The organism is Streptomyces sp. NPDC002845, assembly GCF_053591955.1.
Window position 1 is genome coordinate 1 of the sequence record NZ_JBSFUU010000163.1, and the last position, 8095, is coordinate 8095.

Genomic DNA, 8095 nt, shown 5'->3' on the forward strand with positions numbered 1-8095 from the left:
TGCGAAGAGGACACCTCTTCGCACCAGCGCGCCGCCGTACGCCGTGCCGAACGGGTCCCCGGGGCCGCTCAGCCACGGCCCGGCGGGCTCCCGGGCACGACAAGCGGGGCGCAACCGGTGCGCCAGCAGGGCTTAAGGGACGGCAGCCAGCATCTTCTCCGGGCGGGCCGTCCGGGGACATCCCCCATTCCCGGCCCGGGCGCCCGCCCGCCACCTCGTACGACCGGACAGCCCCGCCCGCAGCCGGTACGACCAGGAAGGCCTTTGAGCCCTCCGGCCGCATCCCCTGGGCATCGGCCCCGTATCCCGGAGGAGACGGAGAACAGCGATGGACCACCTCGGAGAGCTCAAGGAATTCGCGCGGCTGCACGCCCGCGGCCAGGGCATCAGCGAACGCCAGGTCACGGCCGTACTGCCGAGGATCACCAACGACGAGCCCGGACACCCCGCGTCCTGGGCCCGAGTGTGGACCGCCGAGGCCGACCGGCTGGCCTTCGCCGGCCGCCCGCTCGACGCCTGCCGACGCTACGCGCTCGCCCGCTTCCCGTACCACGGCGACGACGTCCGGCGCAGGGCCCAGGACAACTGCGTACGGACCTTCGACGACTGGCGTTGCCGACGGGGCGTCGAACGCGTGGTCCTCGACCACCCGGACGGTACGGTCGCCTGCTGGGCGAGCGGACTCGACGCCCGCCGTCAACGGCCGCTGCTCCTGGTCATGGGCGGCATCGTCAGCCTCAAGGAGCAATGGGCGTCTCTGCTGCCCCGGCTCGCCCGCCTCGGCTACGCGGCGGTGGCCACCGAAATGCCCGGCGTCGGCGAGAACACCCTGCGCTACCACGTGGACTCCTGGCGGTTGCTGCCGTTCCTGATGGACCGGCTGGCCGACCGCGCCAGGGTGACCGACACCTCGGTCCTCGGCCTCAGCTTCAGCGGCCACCTCGCGCTGCGTGCGGCGGCCACGGACCCCCGCATTCGCTCGGTCCACACCGTCGGTGCCCCCGTGGCCGGGTTCTTCAACGATCCCGTCTGGTGGCCCCGGGTGCCGGGGATCACCGTCGAAACGCTGTGCCGGCTCACCGGCGCCGCCGACGAGGACGGACTGCGGGCGCTGCTCGCGGACTTCCCGCTCGGCTCGGACGTGCTGGGCGCGGTCGACGTCCCGGTCGGGTACGTGGTCAGCTCCCGGGACGAGATCATCCCTCCCACGGAGCGGCAGCTGCTCGGTTGCGCGCTGCCCCGCGTGCGCTTCAAGGAGTTCGACGACGTCCACGGCTCCCCGGCGCACCTGGGCGCCATGCGGAAGTGGCTGATCGGGTCACTGCTGCGGGCCCGCGTCACGAACCGGGTCGGCGGACGCCGCCCCCGGCCCACCGCCGGTGCACAACGGTCGGCCGTCGCCCCGGCGGAAGGGGTCGTGCCGAGTGCGTCCGGTGCGACCGGCCCGTCCGGCCCGTCCGGCCCGTCCGGCGTGATCGGCCCGAGCGCGACGAGCCCGTCCGGCCCTGTGGCCGCCGGCTTCGCCGACCCCGTGCCCCGCCGGCCGCACCCGGCTCCCGCCGAGTGAGCGTCCCGGCTGTCCGCCGGGTCCCTGGTCCAGACGCCGCTCATGCCGAGCGGCAGCGGCACCGCGCCCGCTTTCGGGGCGCTTCCTCGCACACCTACTCAGAGGTGGCTGTCATGCCCTCCGTGCACACCCTTCCCCCTCCTTCCTCGCCGGCCCAGGTGTTCGTTCCCTGGCGGACCGTGACACCCGGCCAGGCGTTGCCGTGGCGTTCCCTGGCGTCGCTGGGTCTCGATCCCGATCCCGGTGCCGAGAGCGTCCCCGGTGGCCAGCCTGTCTGCCGTGCCCAGCGTGTCCCTGGCGCCGCCGACGGTGAGTCTCCGGGTACGCCGGACGTCGTCGAGTCCGCCCCGGTCCCGCGCCGCCCCGTCCGTGACCACCACCCGATACCGCAGGAGTCCTGACCCGTGGCCGACGCCCCCTTCACCGCCCGCTCGCCCTTCAGGCCCAGCCAGCAGCCCGGGCGGCCCAGACCGCGCGCGGTGGGCCGCAACGAGATCCGCGTCCGCACCCGTGACCTGCACGGCTATCGCTTCGCCTACCGGATGGCGGGCAAGGGCGAAGCCGCCGTGGTGCTGATCCACGGCATCGGCGACTCCTCCGCGACCTGGGCCGACATCATCCCGGGCCTGGCTGCCCGGTACCGGGTCATCGCCCCCGACCTGCTCGGCCACGGGGCGTCGGACAAACCCCGTGGCGACTACTCGCCCGGGGCGTACGCCAACGGGCTGCGGGATCTGCTCAGCGCCCTCGGCATCGAGCAGGCCACCCTCGTCGGCCACTCGCTCGGCGGCGCGGTGGCCGCCCAGTTCGCCTACCAGTTCCCGGAGCGCAGCGAGCGTCTGGTCCTGATCGGCAGCGGAGGCATCGGCCGCCAGGTCTCCCCGCTGCTGCGGGCCGCCACGCTGCCCGGTGCCGGACTGCTGCTCTCGGCATTCCAACTGCCGACTGTGCGCTGGCAGTTGGAAATGTTCGTCCGGGTCATGAAGACGCTGAACAGCGGCCTGGGAGTCGACGCGCCGGATCTGCTGCGGGTGGTCGACGCCCTGCCCGACGCGAGTTCCCGCAGCGCCTTCGTACGGACCCTGCGGGCCGTCGTCGACTGGCGCGGGCAGGTCGGCACCTTGCTCGACCGCTGTTACCTGACCCAGGGCATGCCGACCATGCTGGTGTGGGGCGGACGGGACATGGTCGTCCCGGCCATCCACGCCGGCCTCGGCCATGTCTCCATGCCGGGCAGCCGGCTGGAGATATTCGAGGAGGCGGGACACTTCCCGTTCCACACGGACCCGGAACGCTTCCTCGGCGTGCTCCACGACTTCATCGACCGCACCGAGCCCGCCCGGTTCAGCTCCGAGGAGTGGCGGCAACTGCTGCGCACCCGCCGCGCCGGTGCCCGCGGTGCCCGCCCCTTCCGGGGGCGAGCCACCGGTTGACGGCCCGCCGGCGCGGTGACCCGGAGATGTTCACCGGGTTCCCACCCCACCCCGGCCCCGCCGCCGAGCGGCAGAGGCACTGGTTCGGCGCAGCCCGGCACGGCGTACTCCGTACCCGGCTACGACCAGGTCCTGCCCCAGGACCGGCCCTCGCCCGGGAGGGCTCGCGTCCCGCGATGTGGTGCGGCGCCGCCCAGTCCATGACTCCGCGGGCCGGAGGGGCGGCGCGGCGGCCTCCGCGCCGGGCTCGGTGCCGACGTCCGCGGGCGGGGCGCCGAGCCGACCGGTTCCCGTGCCACGGTGCTGAGCGGGGCCGCGCGCCGCATGGCCGCACAGACCGCTGGGCGATACGCCGTCAGGGGCCCCGTACCGCTCGCGGACAGGAGGAGGGCCTCGGCTCGCCCTCCTGGTCACGGGAACCCGATGTGGCCTCGTACGCGGGGTCAGACCCGCTCCCTGGCCTCAGTGCGGAGCCGATCCCCTGCCGGCCGCTCGGGAGTGCGTGCGCGGGACGTCACGCGGCTTTCGCCGGGGGGAGGGTGGAGGCGGCCGTTCCGATGAGCCACATCCCCGGCCGGACCTCGACCGCGTGCGCGACGGGGGAGGACCGGCGGGGGGAATCCGCCGCCAGGCGGGCCGCGGTGCGGCGGACGTACTCCGTCCAGCGGCGGTCACCCAGCCGTTCCGCGGCGCGTCGGCACTGCGCCAGCTGACGTACAGCCGCCTCCTCGCGGCCGCGCCGCAGGTTGACCAGGGCCAGCCCGTTCAGCGCCGCCACCTCGCCCCGCAGGTCCCCTTCCGCCGAGTACAGCGCCAACGCCCGCCCGTAACGCCGCGCGGCGGGTTCCAGCAGGCCTTGGCCGAGCAGGACGTCGGCCACACCACTCCGGCAGCGTGCCACCCCGGTCCGGTCGCGGACCAGCTCGAACGCGTGCTGGGCAGCGGTGTGGTAACGCAGAGCCCGGTCGGACTCGCGGCGCTGCCAGGCGAGGTCACCCAACGAGTGCTGGATCGCCGCCTCCGCCTCGATGCTCCCGGCCCGCCGGGCGGCGTCCAGGGCGAGCCCGTGGGTCTCCTCCCACTCCGCCCACGCGGCGCGGGCGTGGAAGTACCCGGCGGCGCTCCCGGCGAGCTGCCACACCAGAGGCCACAGCCCTGCCGCGTGCGTCTGCCGTACCGTCTCCACCAGGCCCGTGGCCTCCTCGCGGAACCACCCCAGCGGGCTCGCGCCGACGATCGCGGGGGCGTCGAGCCAGGGGTCCGTGGCGGCGGGGCGCGCCTTCCAGTCCCTTCCGGGGGCGAGCTGCCGGTCCGCGTACCGGGCCAGTGTCCCGTAGGCCCGGCCCAGCCGCTCGACGGCGTCCCGCCGTGTCCGGGCGCTGTCCGCCTCCGCCTCCCGCAGCTCGGTGGCCAACACCCGCAGCAGCGAGTGGTAGCCGTAGCGGACCACCTGGCCGTCGGTCCGGGCCTTCAGCAGCTGGGCCCGTACGAGTTCCTCGGCTGTTTCCTCCGCTTCCGCCGGCCCGGTGCCGAGCAGGGCCGCGGCGGTCCACGCCGTGAAGTCGGGGGCCGGGGCCAGGGACAGCAGGCGGAACGCCCGCCGCAGCGCGGGCCTGGCTTCCTGATACCCCGTCAGCAGTGTTGAGCGCAGATCGAGGTCGCCCTCGCGCAGCACGCCGAGCCGGGTCCGTTCGTCGCGCAGACGGCCTGTCAGCGCGGCGGGCGTGGTGTGCGGCCGCGCCGTCAGGGCCGCCGCGGCCACGCGCAGCGCCAAGGGGAAACAACCGCACAGCCGGGCGATCTCGGCGGCCGCCACCGGGTCCTGTGCCATCCGCTCGCCCCCCGCGGCGAGCAGGAGTTCCACCGCCTCCTGAGGTCTCACCGGGTCCAGCCTCATGTGCTCCGCGCCGTCGAGGGCGGCGGCCCGGCGGCGACCGGTGAGGATCACCGCGCCTTCCGCGAAGGACTGGAGCAGCGGTCGTATCTGCTGCTCCGACGCGGCGTCGTCCAGGACGAGCAGCATCCGGCGCCCTTGCAGGGCCCGTCGTAGCCGGTCCGTCAGTTCCTCGGGATCGGTGAGCGGGGAGCCGGACACGTCATCGGTGAGACGGCGCATCACTGCCGCCCCCGCCTGCGCAGCACTCAGCGGACGCCCGTGCGGCCCGCGCAGGGCGATCAGCAGCCGGCCGTCCGGGAACAGATCGGCTGTCCGGTGGGCGAGCTGCAGGGCCAGCGCGGTCTTGCCGACGCCGGCCGGCCCGGAGATGGCCAGCACCCGCACGGGCTGCCGACCTGCGCCTCCGCGCAACGCCCGTTCCCCGTACGCCAGTTCCTCATGCCGGCCGACGAACCCGGGTGGTGCGGAGGGCAGCACCGGAGGCGGACCGGGGACGGGCCGCGGTCCGCCGGCCGTCCCCGCCGCACGCCGGGGATTCCCTGGCCCACCGGCGTCGCGGCCGGTGGCGTCGGGGTTCGTGCCATGCGCGTTCCGGGGCGGTTGCCAGTCCAGGGACGGATCCCGGCGCAGGACGCGTTCGTGCAGCCGGGACAGGCCCGGACCCGGTTCGACGCCGAGTTCCTCCACGAGGGAGTGGCGCAGCCGCCCGTACACCCTCAGCGCGTCGGATCCGCGGCCTGTCCGGTACAGCGCCACCATGAGGTGTCCGTGCAGGGGCTCCCGCAGCGGATGCTCGTTGGCCAGGGCCAGCAGTTCCCCGGCGAGCTCCTGGTGACGGCCCAGCCGCAGGTCGGCGACGATCCGATGTTCGAGGACCTCCATCCGCAGCTCGTCCAGGCGGATGGCGGCGGACTCCAGCCGCACGCCGTGCGGGATCCCCGACAGGGCCGGCCCCGTCCACAGGGCGAGCGCCTCGTGCAGTAGCCGGGAGGCGCGGCCGGAGTTCCCCTCCTGGTACGCGGTGCGGCCCTCGGTCCGCAGCCGTTCGAAGCAGGGCAGGTCGAACTCCTGCTCAGGAACCGCCAAGAGGTATCCGGGAGCCCTGGTCAGCAGCTCTCCGGCGTGTCCTGAGCTCCCGCCGTGGGCGAGCACCTTGCGCAGCTGGGACACGTACACCTGGAGAGTGGTGGTCGCGGTGCGCGGTGGTTCCGTCCCCCACAGCTCGTCGATCAGGCTGTGCACCGGGACCACTTCGCCGGTCTGCACGAGCAGGGTGGCCAGCAGGGCGCGCGGTTTCGCCGCGGAGGGAGTGCGGGGCGACAGGCTCACCGGCCCCAGTACGCGGAAACGCAACGGAGAGCTCCTTGATCATGACAGTGAAGTGGGGAGAGAGGGGAACGCCGGTCGGCGGTCAGGGCAGCCGCAGGCGGTCAGCAGTCCTGGAGCAGGTCGGCCGAGGAGGTGCACAGGACCCGGCTGCCCTGGCTGAAGGCGAGCCGGGTGCGGACGGTGGGACGGCCCGCCTCGTCGCGGACCGGGTCCTCAGAGAGGACCGTGCAGGTCAGCGGAAGGTCGGCGTCCCCGAAGCCACGGAAGGACGCCCGCCACCGGGTCAGCATGGTGTGGGCGGGCCGCAGACCGTGCAGCTCCGCGGCGACGAGCAGCGAGGCCTGCCGGGACGCCTCCAGGAACACCGGGCCGGGGACATGGCCTCCGGCCTCGGCCTCGAAGACCTCGTGGCCGGGCGCGCAGGCCACAGGCAGTACGAACTCCCCGTGGGGTGTCCGCAGCGGCGGTCCCACGATGACATTGCGCGGGTCGTCGCGACCGACCGAATCGGGCCGCACGGCGGGCGGCTCCTCCGGGACGGCGGCAGTCGTGGAGGCCAGCGGGCGTATCACCGGTGCGGTGCTCCGCAGACTCTCCTGGCGTCCTGCTTCGCGGTGCGACCGGTACACCTGGGGCATCAGGAACTGGAGCCGTGCGGAAGCGCTCCCACAGCTGACACCGTCGATCGCCACGTCGCCCCGGCAGTCGAGGCCACGCGGGACGCCGTTGACCACGTCCACGGGGGCCAGGGTGATGTCCAGCGTGATGTTGGCCGGCCGGCCGGTGCGGCGCCACGAGGCGAGGTCGAGAACGTCGAGCCCGCTGGTGACGAAGACCGCGGGGCGTTCGGTGGCAACCCGGAAGTACTGGTGTGCGACGAAGTGCGTCGCCTGGCGCAGGGTCTCGGCGACGAAGAGCAGATCGTGGAAGGTGCCCGGTCCGTCGTTGAACGTCTCGTGCTCGCAGGGCAGTTCGGCGGAGAGCGCGAAGTGCTGCTCCACCGGAGAGGCGGCGTCCAGCAGGAACCCCTCCGGTGTGACGGGTCTGTGCAGCAGGTGGAGCGGTGCGGTGAATTGTTTGGAGTCCGGTGCGGATGCGGCGGGCTGAGGTGTGAAGGTGATGTCCATTCCAACTCCTTCTGGGAATGCCCGGGGTGCGCGGCGGACGCGGTCGGTGCGTACAACGCCACAGGGCGGTGGCGACAACGCCACAGGGCGGTGGCGAAAGGATTCCGCCACCGCCTCCACGGTGTCCTGGATCACTGGTATCGGCCTGTACCTGGCCTGGAACGGGACTGGATCAACGCAGGATTCGGCCTTCCGGCGGCCGGACACCGGGCGGTGCGACGTACTACGCGGCCCGTGCGGCTCGCGCGGAGACCAGCGGATGGTCGGCGGCGAGCGGCCCCGCCGCGCTCGCTCCGCCGGGCGATCCGAGGCAGGCGAAGACCTCGGCGTCCGCCGTCCGGTAGTCACTCCACTCGGCGGGGACGTCGTCCTCGAAGAAGATCGCCTCCACCGGGCAGACGGGTTCACAGGCACCGCAGTCGACGCATTCGTCGGGCTGGATGTAGAGCTTCCTCGGGCCCTCGTAGATGCAGTCGACCGGGCATTCGTCGATGCATGCCCGGTCCTTGACGTCGACACAGGGCTGAGCGATCACATACGTCATGCTGTCCCTCCCCGGGATACGGCGGTCAGGCGGTTGCGGTGGATCAGGCGTGCCGGGCGGAACGTCCGACCGTCCAGGTGTCGTTGCCGGCGAGGAGGGTGGTCAGGTCGCCCTTGCCGTTCTGCTCGATGGCCGTGTCGAGCTGCTCGGTCATCTGGGTGTCGTACACCGGACGCTCGGCGGAGCGGAACACGCCGA

The 8095-nt window shown here is 73.5% G+C and carries 6 protein-coding genes; 3 read left to right on the top strand and 3 right to left on the bottom strand.

Translation table 11 applies throughout. From position 1 onward, the window contains the following. Positions 1 to 328: 328 nt before the first annotated feature. The 3 genes from ACWD3C_RS47325 (at position 329) to ACWD3C_RS47335 (ending at position 3000) form a co-directional block, all read left to right on the top strand. Positions 329 to 1567, top strand: coding sequence for an alpha/beta fold hydrolase (locus ACWD3C_RS47325; RefSeq protein ID WP_451154819.1), 1239 nt, complete (start codon positions 329 to 331; stop codon positions 1565 to 1567). A gap of 113 nt (positions 1568 to 1680) precedes the next feature. After that, positions 1681 to 1968: a hypothetical protein gene (locus ACWD3C_RS47330; RefSeq protein ID WP_451154821.1), complete on the top strand. Its 288-nt coding sequence runs from the start codon at positions 1681 to 1683 to the stop codon at positions 1966 to 1968. 3 nt (positions 1969 to 1971) lie between these two features. Beyond that, complete coding sequence (locus ACWD3C_RS47335; protein WP_451154823.1) at positions 1972 to 3000, top strand: alpha/beta fold hydrolase; 1029 nt, start codon at positions 1972 to 1974, stop codon at positions 2998 to 3000. 514 nt (positions 3001 to 3514) lie between these two features. Here the strand turns inward: ACWD3C_RS47335 and ACWD3C_RS47340 are convergent. The 3 genes from ACWD3C_RS47340 to fdxA all read right to left on the bottom strand — a co-directional run bounded on the left by ACWD3C_RS47340 (position 3515) and on the right by fdxA (position 7897). Further along, positions 3515 to 6250 (bottom strand): BTAD domain-containing putative transcriptional regulator, encoded by a 2736-nt coding sequence (locus tag ACWD3C_RS47340; RefSeq protein WP_451154825.1) that lies wholly within the window; start codon positions 6248 to 6250, stop codon positions 3515 to 3517. Positions 6251 to 6327: 77 nt separating this feature from the next. Beyond that, the gene (locus tag ACWD3C_RS47345) at positions 6328 to 7353 is read right to left on the bottom strand and encodes an AfsA-related hotdog domain-containing protein (protein ID WP_451154827.1); all 1026 of its coding nucleotides are present in this window, start codon (positions 7351 to 7353) and stop codon (positions 6328 to 6330) included. A gap of 223 nt (positions 7354 to 7576) precedes the next feature. After that, positions 7577 to 7897, bottom strand: a complete 321-nt coding sequence (fdxA, locus tag ACWD3C_RS47350; protein WP_451154829.1) for a ferredoxin — start codon at positions 7895 to 7897, stop codon at positions 7577 to 7579. Positions 7898 to 8095 lie beyond the last annotated feature (198 nt).